Origin of the sequence: Rhodococcus sp. C-2, from assembly GCF_027854095.1 — a bacterium.
Taxonomy (GTDB): domain Bacteria; phylum Actinomycetota; class Actinomycetes; order Mycobacteriales; family Mycobacteriaceae; genus Rhodococcus_F; species Rhodococcus_F qingshengii.
Window position 1 is genome coordinate 1 of the sequence record NZ_JAQGFI010000006.1, and the last position, 17,373, is coordinate 17,373.

The 17,373-nt window shown below is 61.4% G+C and carries 15 protein-coding genes and 1 tRNA gene; 9 read left to right on the plus strand and 7 right to left on the minus strand.

Annotated features, from left to right (window positions below):
* Nucleotides 1-31: 31 nt before the first annotated feature.
* The 6 genes from PCS43_RS13845 to PCS43_RS13870 all read right to left on the minus strand — a co-directional run bounded on the left by PCS43_RS13845 (nucleotide 32) and on the right by PCS43_RS13870 (nucleotide 4,706).
* Nucleotides 32-108 (minus strand) — tRNA-Leu (locus PCS43_RS13845).
* A gap of 34 nt (nucleotides 109-142) precedes the next feature.
* A complete protein-coding gene (locus PCS43_RS13850) occupies nucleotides 143-1,108 on the minus strand; it encodes a Ppx/GppA phosphatase family protein (protein ID WP_209909520.1) in 966 nt (321 codons plus the stop codon).
* A complete protein-coding gene (locus PCS43_RS13855; protein ID WP_003946286.1) occupies nucleotides 1,105-1,650 on the minus strand; it encodes a DUF501 domain-containing protein in 546 nt (181 codons plus the stop codon). Before PCS43_RS13855 ends, PCS43_RS13850 begins: the two co-directional genes overlap by 4 nt.
* A complete protein-coding gene (locus PCS43_RS13860) occupies nucleotides 1,647-2,372 on the minus strand; it encodes an FtsB family cell division protein (protein ID WP_075833969.1) in 726 nt (241 codons plus the stop codon). Before PCS43_RS13860 ends, PCS43_RS13855 begins: the two co-directional genes overlap by 4 nt.
* Before the next feature lie 20 nt (nucleotides 2,373-2,392).
* On the minus strand, nucleotides 2,393-3,679 hold the full coding sequence (gene eno, locus PCS43_RS13865; RefSeq protein WP_003946309.1) for a phosphopyruvate hydratase: 1,287 nt from the start codon (nucleotides 3,677-3,679) through the stop codon (nucleotides 2,393-2,395).
* Between the two features lie 214 nt (nucleotides 3,680-3,893).
* Entirely contained in the window at nucleotides 3,894-4,706 is an 813-nt protein-coding gene (locus PCS43_RS13870) for a lytic transglycosylase domain-containing protein (RefSeq protein ID WP_116058051.1), read from the minus strand.
* Nucleotides 4,707-4,846: 140 nt separating this feature from the next.
* On the opposite strand from PCS43_RS13870, the gene efeU reads away from it, so the two are divergent.
* From efeU to efeB, 3 genes are read left to right on the plus strand one after another with little or no spacing between them, the layout of a single operon-like run.
* Nucleotides 4,847-5,749: an iron uptake transporter permease EfeU gene (efeU, locus tag PCS43_RS13875; protein ID WP_003946279.1), complete on the plus strand. Its 903-nt coding sequence runs from the start codon at nucleotides 4,847-4,849 to the stop codon at nucleotides 5,747-5,749.
* A gap of 14 nt (nucleotides 5,750-5,763) precedes the next feature.
* The gene (gene efeO, locus PCS43_RS13880) at nucleotides 5,764-6,894 is read left to right on the plus strand and encodes an iron uptake system protein EfeO (RefSeq protein ID WP_193595087.1); all 1,131 of its coding nucleotides are present in this window, start codon (nucleotides 5,764-5,766) and stop codon (nucleotides 6,892-6,894) included.
* Nucleotides 6,895-8,175, plus strand: a complete 1,281-nt coding sequence (efeB, locus tag PCS43_RS13885) for an iron uptake transporter deferrochelatase/peroxidase subunit (RefSeq protein ID WP_158170047.1) — start codon at nucleotides 6,895-6,897, stop codon at nucleotides 8,173-8,175.
* Here the strand turns inward: efeB and PCS43_RS13890 are convergent.
* The gene (locus tag PCS43_RS13890; protein WP_020908547.1) at nucleotides 8,148-9,284 is read right to left on the minus strand and encodes a glycosyltransferase; all 1,137 of its coding nucleotides are present in this window, start codon (nucleotides 9,282-9,284) and stop codon (nucleotides 8,148-8,150) included. The two genes, efeB and PCS43_RS13890, sit on opposite strands and share 28 nt — an antisense overlap.
* 116 nt (nucleotides 9,285-9,400) lie before the next feature.
* On the opposite strand from PCS43_RS13890, the gene PCS43_RS13895 reads away from it, so the two are divergent.
* From PCS43_RS13895 to PCS43_RS13920, 6 genes are read left to right on the plus strand one after another with little or no spacing between them, the layout of a single operon-like run.
* The gene (locus PCS43_RS13895; protein ID WP_209909524.1) at nucleotides 9,401-11,167 is read left to right on the plus strand and encodes an alpha/beta fold hydrolase; all 1,767 of its coding nucleotides are present in this window, start codon (nucleotides 9,401-9,403) and stop codon (nucleotides 11,165-11,167) included.
* A gap of 11 nt (nucleotides 11,168-11,178) precedes the next feature.
* Nucleotides 11,179-12,585: an O-antigen ligase family protein gene (locus PCS43_RS13900; protein WP_245361473.1), complete on the plus strand. Its 1,407-nt coding sequence runs from the start codon at nucleotides 11,179-11,181 to the stop codon at nucleotides 12,583-12,585.
* The gene (locus PCS43_RS13905) at nucleotides 12,513-13,535 is read left to right on the plus strand and encodes a glycosyltransferase family 4 protein (protein ID WP_245361474.1); all 1,023 of its coding nucleotides are present in this window, start codon (nucleotides 12,513-12,515) and stop codon (nucleotides 13,533-13,535) included. Before PCS43_RS13900 ends, PCS43_RS13905 begins: the two co-directional genes overlap by 73 nt.
* Nucleotides 13,536-13,542: 7 nt before the next feature.
* The gene (locus tag PCS43_RS13910; RefSeq protein WP_158170048.1) at nucleotides 13,543-15,132 is read left to right on the plus strand and encodes a flippase; all 1,590 of its coding nucleotides are present in this window, start codon (nucleotides 13,543-13,545) and stop codon (nucleotides 15,130-15,132) included.
* Nucleotides 15,129-16,217 carry a glycosyltransferase family 4 protein gene (locus tag PCS43_RS13915; protein WP_235867847.1) on the plus strand — a complete coding sequence of 363 codons (1,089 nt, stop codon included), beginning with the start codon at nucleotides 15,129-15,131 and terminating at the stop codon, nucleotides 16,215-16,217. Before PCS43_RS13910 ends, PCS43_RS13915 begins: the two co-directional genes overlap by 4 nt.
* Complete coding sequence (locus PCS43_RS13920; protein WP_054827664.1) at nucleotides 16,210-17,295, plus strand: beta-xylosidase; 1,086 nt, start codon at nucleotides 16,210-16,212, stop codon at nucleotides 17,293-17,295. Before PCS43_RS13915 ends, PCS43_RS13920 begins: the two co-directional genes overlap by 8 nt.
* The last annotated feature ends 78 nt before the right edge of the window (nucleotides 17,296-17,373 follow it).

Sequence of the window (17,373 nt, forward strand, 5' to 3'; positions counted from 1 at the left end):
CTTGCATGTCGTGCGTTGAGCTGCACCGATATGGTGCCCCCAGTCGGACTCGAACCGACACTTGACGGATTTTAAGTCCGTTGCCTCTGCCAATTGGGCTATGGGGGCCTTGCCGCACCCGACGGGTCGGGTGCGGCAGGGATCAGACTATCGGGTCGGTCTGAGCTACCGACATCGCGATGCCGTCGAGTATGTCGTGTTCGCTGACAACCAGTTCGGTGATCCCGGCTTTGGCTTCGAACGCTTGAGCCAGCACCGTGGTGATGATCGCTCCGCCGCCGATGACGTCCACCCGCCCCGGATGCATCGGGCCGAAGGCAGCACGATCAACCCGAGGCATAGCAATGAGACGCTCGCACACGTCGAACAGTTGATTGAACGAAATCCTCGACAGGTGCACCTTCTCGGCGTCGTACTCCGGAAGATCCTGCGCGATCGCGGCCAGCGTCGTCATGGTTCCAGCGACACCCACCCACGTGTGCGCCTTCTCGACGGGTACGGCCTCGAACGCCTCGGCAAGTTTCGCGGTCGCGAAAGCCGTCGCCTCGGAAACCTGCTCTGCTGTAGGCGGATCCGACGGTAAGCAACGCTCCGTGACGCGCACACAGCCGATGTCGGTGGAGTACGCAGCCTGGACGCCCGACGTGTCGCCGAGGACAACTTCGGTGGATCCGCCGCCGAGATCGACCACCACGAAGGGGCCCTCGGACGGATCGAGTTCTCCCACAGCACCGCTGAACGAGAGGCGCGCCTCTTCGTCGCCGGTGATGACCTCTGCTCCGGATCCGGGAATCACCGCGCCGAGCACGTCCCGCGTCATCGTGAAGAATTCTTCCCGATTCGCAGCGTCGCGAGTAGCCGAGGTGGCGACCATGCGAACGGCGGTTGCTCCGGCATCGGCGATCATCGACGCGTACTCGACCAGCGCGACCCGGGTGCGTTCGATGGCCTCGGGCGCGAATGTCCCTGTCGCATCAACACCTTGACCGAGTCGCACGACGCGCATCTCGCGCCGGACATCCACCAGACGACCGTCGGCGCCGACGTCGGCGATCAGCAGTCGAACGGAGTTGGTACCGCAATCGACTGCGGCGACACGGCGAGTCACCGGTCGGTGTTGTCGGCATCGTCGATGCCAGGCCAGTCCGCGGGAATTGCAGTGCCGCGCAGCTTTCCGTGACCGGCCAACGCGACGGACTCGTCACCGAGCGGATTGACGCCGGGTCCCTTGGCAAGCGAATGTGCCATCAGCACGTGCAGGCACTTGACACGATCCGGCATCCCACCGCCGGCAAAGTCGGTTCCCAGAGATTCGATCGCGTCCCGCTCGGCAAGGTACGACTCGTATGCCCGTCGATAGGCCGCGGCAAGTTCCGGATCCTGGGTCAGGCGTTCGGTCATTTCACGCATGACGCCGGCGGATTCCTGACGGCTCGCTTCGGCAGTCAGTCGCGGGTCCGTGAGGTAGTACAACGTCGGGAACGGTGTTCCGTCCGGAAGTTTGGGGGCGGTCTTGACCACGCCCGGCTGACCGTCCGGGCTGCGGTACGCGATCTCGATCACTCCGCGTGGCTCACGGCCCAATTGAGCGGCAACGGCGTCGAGATCCGCTTGTGAAACCTGTGGGGAATTTTCGGACGTGTTGCTCACCCGGTGGGTACTCCTTGTTCTTCTGGCTCTATCGGCGCCAACGGCATCGGGGCCGGTGTCGTCGTCTCGGGAACCACTGGCGGTTCCGAAATCGTTTGCCACAGATCGCGATACCACGGACCTGTGAGCGGTGTTTCCTTTTCCTGCTTCTTCTCGGGTTCCTTGTAGTCACCGGGAAGCTGAACCTGGAACGGGGTCTCGCCCGGTTTGACGTACCGAAGGCGTTCTCGTGCAAGAGCTTCGATGTACGCAGGGTCGTCGAAGCGCGCGTTCTGCCCTTGCAGCTTTCGCAGTTCTTCCTCGAGTACCTGACGTTCCGCCGCCACCTGCGCGGCATCCGAACGCTGGCTGATGTAAGTACGGAGCGGCACTGCCAGTGTCAGCGCCAGCATGAGCACAACCATCGCGAGCACAACTGCCCGACTGGTGGACAAGCCGAAAATGGTGTTGTCCGACTTCGGAAGCCGAGACCAGAACTTGTTGGTTCCGCTCTTCCCCCGGGCCGACTTCGACCCTCGCGCCGACGCTTTCTCGGCGGAGACCCCCGGTTGCGCGGGGCCTGTCACAGCGGAATCGACTGCTTCCGGATCTACCGAAGGTTCCGACACGCGTGGGCGTCGGGCACTGTCCCGACGCGCACGCGACGGTGTGTCCCCACGACGGGAACCACGACCCCCCGGACTTCCGCCGGGGGATCGTGGCTTACCGCGCTGTGCAGACACTACTGAATCTTAGATTTCCGTCAGGCCTCGAAAGCGAAGCGCGGGAACGCAACCTCGCCGGCGTAACGTGCTGCGTCGCCGAGGTTTTCCTCGATGCGCAGCAGCTGGTTGTACTTGGCAACGCGCTCGCTGCGTGCCGGAGCACCGGTCTTGATCTGGCCGCTGCCGACGGCAACCGCGAGGTCGGCGATGGTGGTGTCCTCGGTCTCGCCGGAACGGTGGCTCATCATCGTCTTGTAGCCGTTGCGGTGAGCGAGATCGACGGCGTCGAGGGTCTCGGTCAGGGTGCCGATCTGGTTGACCTTCACCAGGAGTGCGTTGGCCGCACCCTTGACGATGCCTTCTTCGAGGCGCTCGGGGTTGGTGACGAAGAGGTCGTCGCCGACGAGCTGGATCTTGTTGCCGATCTGATCGGTGAGTGCGACCCAGCCGTCCCAGTCGTCTTCGTCGAGCGGATCCTCGATGGAAACGAGCGGGTAGGCGTCGATGAGCTCGGCGTAGAACGCCGCCATCTCGGCCGCGGTACGGTTCTTGCCCTCGAACTTGTAGCCGGTGCCGTCGGTGTAGAACTCGGTGGCAGCGACGTCGAGAGCGAGCGCGACGTCGGTACCCAGCTTGAGGCCGGTCTTGTTCACGGCGATCGTGATGAGGTCGAGTGCTTCCTTGGTGCCTGCGACGTCGGGCGCGAATCCGCCTTCGTCGCCGAGACCGGTGGAGAGGCCCTTCTCCTTGAGAACCGACTTCAGAGAGTGGTAGACCTCGGCGCCCCAGCGCAGCGATTCCTTGAAGCTCGGTGCGCCGATGGGAGCAACCATGAACTCCTGGACGTCGACGCCGGTGTCTGCGTGCGCGCCACCGTTGAGGATGTTCATCATCGGGACAGGGAGAACGTGAGCGTTGGGGCCACCGACGTAGCGGAACAGCTCGAGGCCCGAGGACTCGGCGGCGGCGCGAGCCACGGCAAGCGAGGCACCGAGCAGAGCGTTTGCGCCGAGACGCGACTTGTCCGGGGTGCCGTCCGCGTCGAGCAGCGCCTGGTCGACCGTGCGCTGCTCGGTTGCGTCGATGCCGATGATGGCAGGAGCGATCTCGCCGAGCACAGCCTCCACGGCCTTCTCGACGCCCTTTCCGCCGTAGCGTGCGCCACCGTCGCGCAGTTCGACGGCTTCGTGCTCACCCGTCGAAGCGCCGGACGGCACCGCAGCCCTGGCGAAACTTCCGTCTTCGAGCAGAACCTCGACCTCAACCGTGGGGTTACCACGGGAATCAAGGATCTCGCGAGCTCCGACCTGCTCAATACTGGCCACTGTGTGGTTCTCCTTCGAATGGGCTTCGCATTGGGGCACGCTCTGCGTGCTTGACACTTGGGCTCCGACCCCTCCGGTCGAAAGAGGACCACGATCGCGGCTGGGCCTCTGCAGTGCCAGCACCTCTGTAGTGCCAGCACACAGCCTAACCGCACGGGCCGAAGGCTTCTTTATCGACGCGCGGTCACGGGTCCGACCTGCGGATCGATCACCGTCAGTCCGGCCGTACCCCGACTGAATACGCCGACGCACGATCACGAACGAGCGCGAGATAGTCGCCCGAGAGGTTGTACGCCATCAGTGCCTGCTGCCATCCGGCAGCGGAAGTGAGGTCTCCCCCGCGTGCACACAGGTAGCGGGCGGCCGTGAGGGCAGCGTCGTCGATGTTGTCGGGGTCCACCCGGCCGTCGCCGTTGGCGTCGACTCCCCACTTGAGCCACGTCTCGGGGATGAACTGCATGGGCCCCATCGCACGGTCGTGCACTGGATCGCCGTCCATCGCCCCGCCGTCGGTGTCGGGGATCTCGGCAACTCCCGGGCCACCGTCGAGAGGGATTCCCCGAATGATCGGAGCAACCTGGCCGAACGCGTCGACCGACGAGCCGTCGTAGGTCCCGTGGCGGCTCTCGACGCTGCCGATACCGGCCAAAGTTGTCCACCCGATTCCGCAGCCGGGAAGCGTCTCGGCCATCACCGCGGCGGCGTACCCGTAGGCCTCGAGTGCCGTCGTCCCGATCCCGATGTCGTCCGACAATCCCGCTGCCCAGTCGGCGAGTTGATCAGCACTGCGGCCGGGAGCATTGATGTCGATCGGCGGCGTCGGAGAGCCGGTACCTGGGGGTATGCCCTCCGGAATGGCTACTTTCGGTTCGTTCGATCCGCAAGCCACGACGCCTGCGCCCAGCAAAGCTGTTCCGGCAGCTACTGCTGCTACGGCTCGCGAGAGACGCCGGGGACTTCTGCGGGCTGCGGGAGTTCGGTACACCCCTCCATCATCCACATGCGAGTGAACTACTCCCGAATCCATTGGTAAAGAACAGCAAAAGTACAGGTGAGAGCATGGTTCGCCGTCGATGATGGAGTATCTTCTTCTGAGTTAAGGCTGGCCTAGCCTCATGCGTTCGTCAGAAGCTGTTGCACTCACTCAGTCAGGAGTCGCCCGTGCCCGTGTCGGTACTCGCTGCCGCGAGCACACCATCAGTTGCCACCCAGTTATTCGGCAGTGGCCTGATCGGTCTGCGCGAAGGCCTCGAAGCGGGCATCGTGGTGATGATTCTCGCCGCCTACCTCGTGAAGGCGCAGCGCAAGGACGCACTGAAATGGGTGTGGCTCGGCGTCGCGATCGCCGTCGCGATGGTGGCGATCATCTTCTTCGCGATCCACTACGGAACGTCGACGGTCGACGGCCTGACCGCAGAGATCATCGCGGGCGTTGCCTCCCTGATCGCCGTCGTCATCGTCACGATCATGGTCCTGTGGATGCGCACGGCCGCCAAAAACATTTCCGGAGATCTGAAAGCGGGGATGGAGAAGGCGTTGATCGCCGGACCCGTCGCCATCTTGTCGCTGTCGTTCTTCGCGGTCGGTCGTGAAGGCGTCGAGACTGCATTGCTCATGGTCGGTTACGCCGAGAACACCGCAGGCAGCTCCTGGCCGTTGGTCGGACTGCTCCTCGGAATTCTCCTGGCCGCCGTCTTGACCGTCGCCATGTACTTCGGCGCCCTCCGTCTCAACCTGACGACCTTCTTCCGGTACACGGCGATCTTCCTCATCGTCGTAGCCGCCGGAATCCTCTCGTACGGTGTTCGCGCTCTGCAGACCGGAAACGTCCTGCCGGGCGGTTCGAATCTCGCGTTCAACCTGACACCCGGCTACGACCCGTCGACCTGGTACGGCACCGTCCTCGCCGGAATCTTCAACTTCCGCCCGGACCCGACCGTCCTGCAAGCCGTCGCATGGGTCGTCTACCTCGTAGTCGTCCTCGCGCTCTTCCTGCGTCCCCTTCCGTCGAGCCCATCGGAACCGACAACCCCGCCTGCGCACGACACACACGTTCCCGAAAAATCCTGAGAGGCATTGCCGACATGCGTAAATCCACCCTCGTACTGGCCACGGCCGCGGTACTTCCCTTCTCCCTCGCCGCATGCACCGAGAAGACGACCGCGAGCGACGGCGACATCGTCGTCACGGCCACCGACGATTCGTGTGACGTCAGTGCCACCACTGGAACCACTGGCAGTGCGACGTTCCAGGTGACGAACAACGGCTCGAAGGTCACCGAGTTCTACGTCTTCGCCGAGGGCGATCGAGCGATGGGCGAAGTCGAGAACATCGGCCCCGGCCTTACCCGGCAGCTGATCGTCTCCCTCCCCGAGGCTGCGACCTATCAACTCGCGTGCAAGCCGGGCATGGTCGGAACCGGCATCCGTCAGGACTTCGTCGTCACGGGCGATTCGCAGGCGGCCACCGACGAGAGCGGCCAGCTCGCCGAAGCTGCCGACGGTTACCGTCGCTACATCCGCAGCCAGATCGTCGCGCTGCAGGACACCGCAGCTCAGTTCGTCGCCGCCGTCCAGTCCGGCAACGTCGACCAGGCGAAGGCACTCTTCCCGATCGCACGTACCTACTACGAGCGCATCGAACCCGAAGCCGAGAGCTTCGGCGAACTCGATCCCAAGCTGGACCTGCGCGAAGCGGATCTGGAGCCCGGTCAGGTCTGGACGGGATTCCACCGCCTCGAGAAGGATTTGTGGGTGACCGGGCTTCAGCCGGATACCAACGCGGTCGCCGATCAACTGCTCGAAGACATTCAGTATCTTGCCGACCAGGTGAATGCCGAGGATTACACGATCGATCCAACCAAGATCGCCGGCGACGCCCAAGGACTGCTCGACGAGATCTCGACTTCCAAGATCACCGGTGAGGAAGACATCTTCTCGCACACCGACCTGTGGGATTTCCAGGCCAACGTCGACGGCTCGCAAGCGGCGATCGCGGCACTGAACCCGATCCTGCAGGAACGTAATCCCGAGCTCGCCCAGCGCATCGCTGACCGATTCGCCGACCTCGACGCTGCGCTGGCGCAGTTCCGGGTCGGCGACGGATTCGTGTACTACGACACCGTCACCGAGGCGCAGCGTCAGGAACTCTCGCGTAAAATCGATGCACTGTCCGCCGAGGTCAGCCAGGTCCAGGAAGTAGTCGCGGGACAGTAGATGACTGATTCACCAGAAGGCACACCCGCTGCGGAAAACGCAGCACCGCACGCAGTCTCACGACGCCGACTGTTCGGCGCCGTGGGGGCCGGCGCCGTTCTGGCCGGTGCCGGTGCCGTCATCGGGCGGGTGACCGCCGACGAGAGTTCCGGCGCCGATCACGCAGACGTGGTCGCCTTTCGCGGCGAGCATCAGGCAGGCATCACGACGCCGGCCCAGGATCGTATGCACTTCGTCGCTTTCGATGTGACGACGAAGTCGCGCGACGAACTGATCACGCTGCTGCAGACGTGGACGGCGATGGCCGAACGAATGACGGCGGGTCAGGAAGCAACCGAAGACGGAGCGACCGGCGACGGTCCGTATGCACCACCGAGCGATACGGGTGAGGCACTCGATCTCGCGCCGTCGCAACTCACCCTGACCATCGGATTCGGACCGTCACTTTTCGACGACCGTTTCGGGCTCGCAGACAAGAAACCTGCTGCCCTGCTCGATCTCCCCCACTTCCGGGCGGACAACCTCGACCCGAATCGGAGCGGGGGCGACATCGCCATCCAAGCGTGCGCCAACGACCCCCAGGTTGCCGTCCATGCGATCCGCAACCTCGCGCGAGTCGCGTTCGGGACCGCGTCGGTCAAATGGTCGCAACTCGGGTTCGGACGAACATCCTCGACCTCGACGACGCAGGCGACGCCACGAAATCTGTTCGGGTTCAAGGACGGAACAGCCAACATCAAGGCGGAAGATCCGGACGCACTCGCCCAGCACGTCTGGGTTGATCCCACTGACGATCAGGCCTGGATGGCAGGCGGATCATTCCTCGTCGCCAGACGAATCCGCATGCTGATCGAGCAGTGGGATCGCGCAGTACTCAAGGAACAGGAAGCTGTCATCGGCCGCTCCAAACGGAGCGGAGCGCCGCTCGGTGGCAAGGACGAGTTCGACGAGCTCGATCTCGATTCCAAAATGGGACACGACTTCGTCATCCCGGAGGATTCACACGTGCGCCTGGCCTCTGCCGAGGAACTCGGTGGGATTCAGATCTTGCGCCGCGGATACAACTTCACGGACGGCTCCGATGGCTTCGGCCACCTGGACGCGGGACTGTTTTTCGTTGCGTACTGCCGGAATCCGGTCGAGCAGTTTGTTCCGATGCAGCAAAACCTTTCACGACACGATGCGCTGAACGAATACATCCAGCACGTCGGTTCTGCGGTCTTCGCTTGCCCCGGCGGTCTCGCCGACGGGAGCTACTGGGGCTCCGCGCTGTTCGCGTAGCCGAACACCGGGACACCGGTCCAGGTTGCGATCTCGGAACGAAATCTGCGCACGGAGTACTTCTCGTACGAGCGTGCACCATTCACGTCCACTGCGGCGACATCTCGGATGCACTCGGCCACCGATTCCCAACTGTCGTCGTGGAAATGGAGTCCGTCGACACCAGGTGTCACGGTTTCCGAAGCTCCCCCGATGCTGTTCGTAATCACGCGCGCACCCGCAGCCATTGCCTCCACCGGCATGATTCCGAAGTCTTCGATCGCCGGAAAGACGTATGCGAGTGCCTGCTGATACAGCGCAAAAAGCAACGCATCCGAGGGGCGCCGAACAATTCGAACGGGAACCGACGCAGAGTCAGCCATCGCGCGGAGCCGATCCTCTTCCGGGCCCGACCCTGCGATGACAGCAGCCGTTCCGGCCCGCTCGGCTGCCCGGATCACCCAGTCCAAACGCTTGTACGGAATGAACCTCGAGGCACCGAGAACGAATGGCGAGGGCAAACTGGATAGTAGCTGAATTTCGTTTTCGCTCAATCGGGACCGCCAATCCTCGACGGCGGAGATCCGGTCGACGTCCACCGGAGGGTGGATGACCCGTGATTGCACGCCCCAGGCTCGCTCAACCCGTCGACTGACGAACACACTGTTCGCTGCGAACGAGGCTCCCTCCGACGCTCTTTTGCGGTCGATCTTGCGCAGAATGGGTGATCCCAGCCTCGCGAGTGGCGAGTTTCCACGCTCGTCCAGTTCGGGATTCCACACGTACCTGGCGGGGGTGTGCACGTAGACGAATTTCCGGAATCGCGCAGACTGCTCCCTGAATGTTGCGTGATGGGCAAACACGTGGGAGCTGATCAGCGCGAAGTCATAGCCGCGGTTCTCCAACCCTCGCCAGGTGAACGGCATGACAGGCAATGAGAGCGCTTTGCTACGACGCAATGGCGTTGCAGCGAGCACACTTTCGTTGACATCGGTTGTCGAGTAACGCCCGGGAGCATCGTTCCACAGACAATAGAGGTCAGCGTCCGGATAACAGTTGACGAACTCGTCCAGCACCTTCTCTGCGCCGCCCGAACGCTCTATCCATTCATGGACGAGTACACCTGACATTTTCGGACTCCTATGCGCTTTTTTGGCGCTTCACAAACCTAGAGATTGCTGGATCGGCATCAAACAGACTACTGGTATGTTTACTAGCAACATACAGGCAACCGATCTTGACCGGAGTGATCACCATCGAGACTCAACTGGCCACGTGGTTCGGGTCGGCAGACAGGCCGTTGCTCGGATTCGTTCACGTGCCCTCTTCAGGAACTGTCCGAGAAGCCGTGGTCATGTGTCCCCCGCTGGGCAAGGAGCACATCGACACCTATCGCGGCATGCGACTTCTCGGCGAAAAACTCGCGGCACAGGGTATGGCCGCTTTTCGTTTCGAGTACGCGGGAGTCGGCGACTCGGCCGGTGCCGAAGACGATCCTGACGCTCTCACCCTCTGGCTGAAGAGCATCGTCAGCGCTGTGGACTATGTCCGACAAGCGGGCGCGGAATCCGTCAGCATCGTCGGACTGAGAGTTGGTGCCCTCCTGGCAGCGTCGGCATTGCAGGAGTGCGGACACGTCAACTCGATAGTCCTGTGGGACCCAATTCTGACCGGCCGCAACTACCTCAGGGAACAACGTGCGTTCTACGCGATCAGCGTCGGAGAGGACGATCCCGCCGACTCACGTGTGTCGATCATGGGTGGCGTGCTGGCTCCCGAATGCGCCGACCAACTGTCACGTCTCCGCATCACCGGACCATTTCTCGGACGTCCACGCACCCTTCTGGCCGTGAAGTCTTCGGTACTGGACAGCAGAGCTGTCGCCGGGCTCGCAGCAACTCTTGATCCCGAGATGATGATCTTGGAGAACCACGACGCGTTCACGTCGCCTCCCAGTTTCTACGTCGACATCCCCTACACACACATCAGCGAAATCGCACAGTGGTTGGATCGCCACGCGCCCACGAGTTCCTCCGCGTTCACTCCCGCGATCACCACCACAGCTCGCGTCGCGGTCACCGAAGTCGGCGAGGAGGTGTTCGAGACGTTGGAACGATTCGGCGCTCAGGAGCTCTTCGCGATCCGCACGCATCCCGCAACTTCTCCCGAATCCGAGGCAGGCAACATATCGACCACCGATGCGCCTCCCGAGCGCGGACTACTGTTCTTCACTACTGCAATCGAGCATCGAGTCGGGCCTGGCCGCTCGTGGGTGACCATCGCTCGTGAGGCCGCGGCTCTCTCGGTCACGAGTCTCCGATTCGACCGACGAGGGGTCGGCGACTCGGGTCCGATCGACGCCGACAATCCGACGTCGGTCTATTCACACGCGGCAGACGAGGACGCACGCACTGCCGTTGCCGCACTCGGCGCAGATCCGAGAAACCTCGTGATGACCGGATTGTGTTCGGGGGCATGGACCTCAGCGTCCATGGCGCTCCAGATGGGTGCGAGATCGACAATACTCGTAAACATGATCTTGTGGTCGGTGAGGCGCAAGAAGTCCCTGATGGATGCTGTCTTGCCGGAGGCTCCTCGAATCGATCCAGGTGCCGAAACCACGAAACTTCCCCTCCGCGGACGGGTGAAAGGCGTACTGCAGTCCCGTCTCCCCTATCCAGCGTGGAAGCTTCTGGGAATCAGGGGAATCACGCAGGTTCCTGAGGTAATGCTGGAGGCACTCTGCAAGCGTGGGGTGGATACCACCGTCATCCTCTCCCCCGCGGACGCCGCATGGTTCAATCAGCAACGCGGACCCGAAGGCGTTGCCCGGATGACTCACCGAGGACAAACGTTCGACGCGATCATGCCACAGGTCGGCGATCACCCGTCCTACCATCGTGACCTCCGAAATATCGTGCAAACAAAGGCGATTTCTTCGATTGCGAAAGCATTCGGAATTACGACGGTCCCTCGGGCCGACACGGCGAATGCGAACCGGTTCATCGCGTGAACACATCATTCATGTTTGTTGCTGCAATCTTCGCAGTACCCATCGTCGTTGCGATCTACCAGCGACCACAACGCGGCTTGCTGCTTGTTGCACTGTTCGCTCCGCTCCACGGTCTGTTGGCGATCATTCCCGGCGGGACATCGATGGCCGGTTGGAAGGAGGGGTTGCTCCTGCTCACGTTGGGATGCACCTTCGTCAGCCCCAATCGCCTTCGGGTAGTGCGCCCCTCGATGCCTTGGTGGCCGGCTGCCGCGGCCTGGGTAGCTTTCGGTTCCGCGTCAGCACTGCTTCTGTCCGGTATCGCCGGGGTGACATCGATAAAGATCACCTACTTCTACATCTTGATACCCGTCATTCTCTGGCGCGCACCGTTCTCGCGGGACGACCGAGATCATCTCGTGTCCGTCCTGATGGGTATGGGGATACTGACAGCAGTCATCGGACTCCTTCAGCAAGCAGTAGGGCCTGCATACCTGGTGGATCTCGGCTACAGCTACACCGAACAGATTCGAATCACCGGCTCGATCTTGCGAAGCTTCAGCACTTTCACCGGTCCGTTTGCGTTCGGTCTCTTCGTGATGCTGAGTTTGATCGTCGGTATTTCGGTCGCGCTCGCGGATCCGAAACGGCTGCGCAACATTATCTTTCTAGCCGCAACTCCGATCATGGTCGTAGGCATGGGAGTCTCGATTGTGCGGGCCAGCTACATCGGGTTGGCTGTCGGGCTTCTCTGGATTGCCGTATACAAGTATCGGTCTATCTTGATGTTGTTCGGCGCGGCTGCCGCTGCCGTTCCCTTTGTACTTCTGTTGGCACCACCATCAATCGTCAAACCACTGTTCTCGTCGTACAGTCTCGAAGAACGCGGTAGCGGATGGTCGTCGACAATCAGCTCGCTGTTCGTGCATCCACTCGGGCAAGGTCTGGGCGCAACAGGATCCGCGGCAGCAAAGGCGGCGGAAGCAGCGCAACCGATGCTCAACACGATGACGATCAAGGCCGCGACAACACTTGGGCTGATCCCCTATCAGCCCGACAACTACTACATGAAAGTCGCAGTCGAGCTCGGACCGATCGGCTTGTGGATTTTTGTCCTGGTCCTCATATCTTCCGGAGCGTCCGCGCTGAGGGCATCGCGTGTGCTTCCCGGCTCGGACGGCGCTTTGGCTCTCGGTGTCAGCGCCTCGATCGTCGCGGCCGCGGTCGCTTCTGTCGTCTCGACATATTTCGAGATATTTCCCCTCGACCTCTACTTTTGGCTACTGATTGGAACCGTGGGATGCGCACTGACTCAACACCACTCGGAGAAAGAAGCGATATCCGATCACGAATCACTCTCGGAGCCATGGCACTCCGACCTGGTGGGGGCGGCGTCCAAACCTATGCACGCGAACTACTCCGAGAACTCTCCCCACTGATCAGCGAATCGACGAACCTCAGCGCAACAGTGCAAATCGACGCTGTCGATGAGATTCCAACCGGAGTGCGCGCCGTGACGCGCCCTGTTGCCTCCGGAGCACGCAGAGCCGCGTGGGCGATGGTGCCGGTCGCGGGCAGCGACTTGTTCCACAGCCTCGACGTCGACCTCCCGATCGGGCAAGGCGGCCTGAAGATCTCGACGTTTCACGACATGTCGGTATTCGACGTTCCGTGGGCCTTCAGTCGATATCGAGCAGCTGGCGAACGCCGACTCCTGTCCGCGGCGCTACGCAAGGCCGACGTCGTCATTGCAGTATCGGACTTCACCGCCGAACGAATACTCGCACTGAGCGGTCGGCATGCCGTTGTCACGCCGCTGGCACCCGCATCCTGGGCCACGATCCCCACCGAAGCTGCAGTGACCGAAGTTCGGCGGCGATTGAAACTACCGGAGCGATTCGTGCTGCAGGTCGGAACGATCGAACCTCGAAAAGATGTCGCTCTGGTCGCCGAAGCGTGCACGGAGCTGTCGATTCCTTTTCTGCTGGCGGGCTCCGGCTCGACTGGCCCCGACGCGCCCCGTCCCGCCCGAGGATTGGGTTACGTCGCGACAGAAGACCTTCCGGCACTCTATTCCGCCGCAACTGCTGTCGCTTACTCCTCCCACTACGAGGGGTTCGGTCTGCCGCCACTCGAAGCCATGGCGTGCGGCGCGGCAGTGGTTGCGAGTGCGGTCGGAGCACTGACCGAATTCGCCGACAACGCCGCCGTGCTTGTCCGCAAGCACGACAAGGCTTCCTGGTTGGCCGCTCTTCGCTCAGTCGTCCTGGACGACGATGTCAACACCGCACTCCGTATATCTGCGCCACGTGTCGCGGCCCGATCGACGTGGACCCGAACAGCCGAATACACGGTTGACGCGTACCGCACTGCAGGGCTGAGCGTGTGAGTTGCTCATGACGAATCGCAATTCGACGGGCACCGAGCCCGTATCGCCGCGAGAGTTCGCCGAATTGCGCCAGGCCGCTATCGACAAGTTCGAGAAGGAACGTCGCGAGCGAGAGACGAAAATCCACGGGCCGGCCGCTCCGGATTTGACTGCGAACGATGCACGCCGAAGCACTGCGATCATGCTCGGAAGCCGGATCGCAGTGGCAGCGATGGGGTGGACCGGCTCGGTTCTGATCGCGCGTTCGATCAGCCCTGACGAATTCGGTCAGTTCTCCCTCATCTTCGGATTGCTCGGATTGTTGTCCGTCGTCACCGATCTCGGCGTCGGCCGAGTGGTGCTCGCGAAGTTGGTCGAGTGCAATCCGTGGGAAGTTTCGCTGGTCACCACCGCGTTCATATCCCTACGGGTCGCCCTTGGTCTTTTCGGATACATCGTCGCGGTGGGTTATGTCTGGATTCTCCGCTACCCCGCAGAAGTGGTCGAAGCAACGGCGGTCGCTGGTTTGGTCGTTGTCGTTGCCACTCCCAGCCATGCACTTTCCGTCATGTACCAGAGCCGCCTGCGCATGACGTATGTCGCGATCGCCGAGGGCGTCGGGCAACTCGCCCAGCTTGTCGCGACCATCGTCGCGGTTTTGTGGCAGCCGATCCTCCTCGTTCTCGTCATCCCTGCGGTTATCAACGAAGTGGTCGCGGCCGTCGTGAAAGTGCGCGGTGTCCGAAAGGGCGTCGCCGGGCCTAGGCCGTCGTCACGAGCGCAGTTTCGTAGGTGGCGGGAAATGCTGATCGAAGCAATCCCTTTGAGCATCGGCTTCGCTTTGGTCACGCTTCTGTCCAAAGTGGATGTGCTGCTCTTGGGCAAGCTCGATACTTTCGATTCGGTCGGCTTGTACACCATCGGGTACAAATTCGCGGACCTTCTGCAAATCGTCGCAATCACCGTAGTCACCCCGGTAACAACACTTCTCGTGTCCTATTGGCCCGACAGCGTGGCAGTGTTCCGCGAACGAAGCCGCGAAACATTCATCGTCCTGACAGTTCTCGGGAGCGCATCGATCGCCGCGTTCTGGCCTGCTGCCACCGGAGTGCTCGCCTTTCTGTACGGAGAGCGGTTCGCAATTGCAGGGACCTCGACGCGACTGTTGGTGCTTGGCGCATGCTTCTCGATGCTCACCCAGTTGGGGTTGATGATCCTGGTTGCGAGCGGCCGGCATCGAATATATCCGTGGATTGCATTGGGCGGCTTACTCTTCAATATCGTGGTCAACATCGTGTTGATTCCTCGAATGTCATTCAACGGAGCGGCAGTTGCGACCGTATCGACCGAACTGCTTCTTTTCGTTGCAATTTGGGTTGTAGTGCGGCAAAGTCTGCCGGTTCACAGAATGTTTCCGATGCTCCCGCTCGGAGCGGCCGTCGCCCTCTGCGCGGTGGTCACAGTAGCAGGAACGATCTGCGTCGAAAGGTTGGGCGTGCCATGGCCAGTCGTTTCGGTTCTCGCTCCACTTGGGACAGTCGGAATCTATGCACTTGTATCGCTCGCGGGCGGGAAGTCGCCACTCGCAATGGTAAAACCCGACAGGGAAGTAAAATGACACGAACGATCATTTTCGTCAGCCACACTGGAGAGATCTCCGGCGCCGAACTGGTCATGCTCCAGCTGATGCGTTTGGCACACGAGCAGGGTTTCACGGTAATGTTGGCTTGTCCGGAAGGGCCGCTGAGGGATCGCGCACGCGCGTCAGTCGACTTCGAAACGGTCACGCTACCAACCCTGTCGCTCAGAGGCGAAGGGGGTCTGGCACGCGTCCTGGCGATTCTCGAAGTTGCAAAGAATTGGCGAATTGCCGGGCGCATCATTGCGTCTCGGGCTCAGTCGGCCAGCTCGACCGTGATAGTCAACTCACTGTTCGCATTGCCGGTGATCAGGCTCGGCCGCGTACCGCAACGTGCAACGTGGCTTGTCCACGACACTCTCTCGAGCACAAAACAACGAATCGTCGTACGGATTGCAAAACCCGGGATCCGACGAGCAGTCGCCGTCTCCGGACCGACATCGCTTCCTGTTCTTTCGCTGGGAATTCCCACCTCGGTGTCACGACTTGGTGTTGTAGTTCCCCCTGAGGTAACGGAAGTTCGATCACCGGCACGCCGAGTTGTCGGAATCATCGGGTCACTGACGCCGTGGAAAGGCCACTTGGTGTTGATGGATGCCATCGCCCGCACAGTAGACGTCCAACTCGAAATCGCCGGACTTCCGTTCCCGGGCGATGAAATGTACGCACAAGTACTTCGTGAACGCGCACAGCAGCCGGATCTGGCGGGTCGCGTCACATTTCTCGGATATGTCGATTCACTGGCAACTATCAAAGGATGGGACATCGCGATTTCTGCGAGCACCTCTCCCGAAGCCGGCCCACTCGTGGCACTCGAAGCAATGAGCATCGGAGTGCCAGTCGTCGGAACCGATCTCGGCGGCACCAGCGAGCTGCTGGGGGACGGCGCCGGATCGCTCGTCGAGCCATCTGATTCAGTAGAACTCGCAGCCGAGATAACGAGACTGTTGGAGGACGGGAGTGCACGATCCGAATTGTCACGCATCGGCCGGCGGAAGGTAGAGGACCGATATGACATCCAGAAGAATCTTCCGGCTCTGCTGAAGGAGCTCATCGATGGCTAAGGCACGTCGAGTCGCCGCAGTCGCAGTGGTCTTGTTGATTGTCGGATTGGTAGTCCATTCTTCGATTACCGCAACCGGCGAACCTTGCGCAGTTCAACCTTCGTCAGACAATACTGGCATCGCACTTGGTTCCGGCTATACCGCAATGAGTGACGCCGAAATGGATCGAACGGTGGAAGCTATTCGATCATCGGGTTCGCACTGGGTCAGATTCGACATCGACTGGTCCGCCATCGAAAGTACCGAGGGCACCTTCGATTGGTCCGGAACCGATCGCCTCGTGGACATCGCGAAATCTTCCGGGCTCGAGATTCTCGGTCTCATCACCTACACGCCTGCCTGGGCAAGAGATCCGGCAGCGACGAGTCCTGACACGCATACCCGTCCGGCCGACCCGGACGCGTTCGGTAGGTTCGCGGCGCTTGCCGCTGCCCGCTACTCGAATTCCATTTCGTCATGGGAGATCTGGAACGAGCCCAATCTCCAAACATTCTTCAATCCGACGCCGGATCCTGAGTATTACTCGAAGCTGCTCGCCGCATCGAGCGTAGCAATCGAGGCAGTGCAACCGGGCGCAACAATTGTCTCCGGTGGCTTGTCCCCCGCAACTGACAACGGCGCTGACATAAGCCCCACGACGTTCCTCGCGAACATCTACGAATATGGAGCTGGACAACACTTCGACGTTGTCGGAATGCATCCGTACACCTACCCGGCACTGCCCTCGGACCCGTTGACTCGAAACTGGAACTCTTTCTATCGAATGCGGCTGATGCACGACACAATGGTTGCAAACGGCGACTCGACCAAATCTATTTGGGCGACCGAATTCGGGGCACCAACAGGAACTGGTCTCGACGCTGTGACCGAGTCGATGCAAGCCGAGATACTGCGTGACGGATTCAACGAAGCGCGTAGCCTCGGGTTCGTTCAGAAGGTCTTCGTTTACAGTCTCCAGGACCGCGGCTCCGATCCCGGTGATCGCGAACAAAACTTTGGCCTTCTGGATCTCGACTTCGAACCGAAGCCCGCAATGGCCGTGTTGCAAGATGCAAACGAAACTGGAGGATGCCTCTGAACTATTGATCATTTTCGACCACAGTCACCGAGAAAATCGGACAATACCAACCGGCGCATTTCGCAGTAGCACCCAACC

What these genes read in the sequence shown, in the direction of transcription:
- PCS43_RS13870 (WP_116058051.1), bottom strand. Translation starts at nt 4,706, where the DNA reads ATGGATTCGGGAGTAGTTCACTCGCATGTGGATGATGGAGGGGTGTAC.
- efeO (WP_193595087.1), top strand. Translation starts at nt 5,764, where the DNA reads ATGCGTAAATCCACCCTCGTACTGGCCACGGCCGCGGTACTTCCCTTC.
- efeB (WP_158170047.1), top strand. Translation starts at nt 6,895, where the DNA reads ATGACTGATTCACCAGAAGGCACACCCGCTGCGGAAAACGCAGCACCG.
- PCS43_RS13890 (WP_020908547.1), bottom strand. Translation starts at nt 9,284, where the DNA reads ATGTCAGGTGTACTCGTCCATGAATGGATAGAGCGTTCGGGCGGCGCA.
- PCS43_RS13900 (WP_245361473.1), top strand. Translation starts at nt 11,179, where the DNA reads ATGTTTGTTGCTGCAATCTTCGCAGTACCCATCGTCGTTGCGATCTAC.
- PCS43_RS13905 (WP_245361474.1), top strand. Translation starts at nt 12,513, where the DNA reads ATGGCACTCCGACCTGGTGGGGGCGGCGTCCAAACCTATGCACGCGAA.
- PCS43_RS13910 (WP_158170048.1), top strand. Translation starts at nt 13,543, where the DNA reads ATGACGAATCGCAATTCGACGGGCACCGAGCCCGTATCGCCGCGAGAG.
- PCS43_RS13915 (WP_235867847.1), top strand. Translation starts at nt 15,129, where the DNA reads ATGACACGAACGATCATTTTCGTCAGCCACACTGGAGAGATCTCCGGC.
- PCS43_RS13920 (WP_054827664.1), top strand. Translation starts at nt 16,210, where the DNA reads ATGGCTAAGGCACGTCGAGTCGCCGCAGTCGCAGTGGTCTTGTTGATT.